This window comes from Hydrogenophaga sp. FW305-3-2-15-A-LB1 (assembly GCF_058787875.1).
The window spans coordinates 1-2,304 of record NZ_JBYTAE010000176.1; the positions used below are offsets into that span (position 1 = coordinate 1).

Annotated in this window: 2 protein-coding genes; one reads left to right on the plus strand and one right to left on the minus strand. The window is 69.4% G+C overall.

Annotated elements, in window-relative coordinates:
* Window positions 1-622, minus strand: a 622-nt coding sequence (locus tag AC3WPZ_RS27900) for a LysR family transcriptional regulator (RefSeq protein WP_492442606.1), incomplete at its 3' end; no start/stop codon positions are given.
* Window positions 623-716: 94 nt separating this feature from the next.
* Between AC3WPZ_RS27900 and xdhA the strand changes: the two genes are divergently transcribed.
* Complete coding sequence (xdhA, locus tag AC3WPZ_RS27905) at window positions 717-2,216, plus strand: xanthine dehydrogenase small subunit (RefSeq protein WP_492442608.1); 1,500 nt, start codon at window positions 717-719, stop codon at window positions 2,214-2,216.
* Window positions 2,217-2,304: the final 88 nt, after the last annotated feature.

Below are 2,304 nucleotides of genomic sequence, written 5' to 3' on the forward strand. Positions count from 1 at the left end.
GGGTGGGCGTGGGCGCGATGTGCTCGGCGCCCAGCCAGGCCTCCACGTCCCAGCCCCGGCGCGCCGCCGGGTGCTGCTGGGAGACCAGGCAGACCACCTCGTCGCCGAACAGGCGGCCCAGGTGCAGGTCGTCGGGTGGCTGCGTCCAGTTGCCGATCACCACGTCCACGTCGCCCTGGGCCAGGTGGTTGCGGTAGTCGGAGTCGCGCGAGAGCGGGTGGATGTCGATCGGGCAGTTCGGCGCCTGGCTCTTGATCTGGGTCACCAGCTGCGGCAGGAACAGCGGGTCCATGTAGTCGCTGGCGGCGATGCTGAAGCTGTGGCGCGCGGTGGCGGGCTCGAAGCTGCGCGCGTCGGAGAACAGCACCTCGGCGCTGCGCAGGATGTCGGCCGCCGGTTCGATCATGCGCAGCCCCGCCACCGTGGGCACCATGCCCGAACCCGAGCGCACCAGAAGGGGGTCGCCGGCCATTTCGCGCAGGCGTTTGAGCGCCGCACTCACCGCCGGCTGGTACATGCCCAGGCGCAGCGCCGCGCGCGACACGCTGCGCTCGGTGAGCACGGTGTGGAGCACGCGAATCAGGTGCAGGTCAATCTTGTCGAACATGGACATGTATTTCATACCCTTGTCATATGCGACTGAATGGTGTTTTGGGCATTTTGGACATATGGCCGAGCATATGTTGTGCCAAGGGGGCAGCGCTATGCTGGCACGCATGAGCACCGAAATATCCGCACAAACCCTGACCTTCCTGCGCCGCGGCCAGCCCGTGACGCTGCGCCACGTGGCCCCCGACCGCACCTTGCTGGAGGTGCTGCGCGAAGACCTGCACTGCACCGGCACCAAGGAGGGCTGCGGCGAAGGCGACTGCGGCGCCTGCACCGTGGTGCTGGGCGAGGCGGTGGACGGGAAACTGGAATACAAAGCCATCAACAGCTGCATCCGGCTGGCGCACTCGGTGAACGGCCTGGCGGTCTGGACCGTGGAGGACCTGGCCAATGAAGAAGGCGAGCTGCACCCGGCGCAGGAAGCCATGGTGCAGTGCCACGGCAGCCAGTGCGGTTTCTGCACCCCGGGTTTCGTCATGAGCCTGTTCGGCATGTACCAGAACACCCAGGGCGGCCAGGGCATCGATCGCGCCCAGGCCCAGGCCGACCTCTCCGGCAACCTCTGCCGCTGCACCGGCTACCGGCCCATCCTGGACGCCGCGCAGCAGATGGGCGGCCTGCCGCTGCCCCAGGGCTGTGGCGTGAACGAGGCCGCCACCGTGGCGGCGCTCCAGTCGCTCAGGAAGAACCAGGAAGACGGCACCACCTACCTGCGCCCGACCCGGCTGGCCGAGCTGCTGCGGCAGCGCGCCGCCCACCCCCGGGCCCAGGTGGTCGCGGGCTGCACCGACGTCGGCCTGTGGGTCACCAAGATGCACAAGCGCTTCGTGCAGGTGCTGGACGTGACCGCCGTGCGCGAGCTGCGCCGGGTGGAAGACTATCCCCACCACATCGCCATCGGCGCGGCCGTGACGCTCACCGACGCCTACGCCGCCCTGGTGAAAGACCGCCCCCAGCTCCAGACCTTCGCCCAGCGCTTCGCCGGCCTGCCGGTGCGCAACTCGGGCACGCTGGGCGGCAACGTGGCCAACGGCTCGCCCATCGGCGACTCCATGCCGCTGCTGATCGGCCTGGGCGCCAGCGTGGTGCTGATGCGCTGGGACGCGAAACGCGGCGCCATCGCCCACCGCGAACTGCGGCTGGAAGACCTCTACACCGGCTACCGCACCAACGTGATGCGGCCCGACGAACTGCTGGCCTGGATCAAGGTGCCCCGCCCCACGGCCGGGGAAACCTTCAAGGCCTACAAGATCAGCAAGCGCTTCGACGACGACATCTCCGCCGTCTGTCTCGCGATCCAGATGACGGTGACCGACGGCGTGGTGGCGCAGGTCTCCATCGGCGCGGGTGGTGTGGCCGCCACGCCGGCGCGCGCGCGCCAGACCGAAGCCGCCCTGCGCGGCCAGCCCTGGACGCCCGAAGCGGTGAAAGCCGCCGTGGCCGCGCTGCGCGCCGAGTTCCAGCCGATCTCCGACATGCGCGCCAGCGCCGCCTACCGACAGGCCGTGCTGGGCAACCTGCTGCAGCGCTTCTGGCTGGAGAGCCAGGGCCTGCAGCACATCAACCTGGAAAACCTCAACGCGGCAACGCTGGAGGCACTGGCATGAACGCACGCGACCCCAACAACCCCAACACACCCGCGCCGGTGGTGATCTCGTCCCGCGCGGACGCCGTCGCCCCGCCCGAGGATGTGGC

Excerpts from the sequence above, each read along its gene's own strand:
- xdhA (WP_492442608.1), top strand. The coding sequence starts at position 717 with ATGAGCACCGAAATATCCGCACAAACCCTGACCTTCCTGCGCCGCGGC.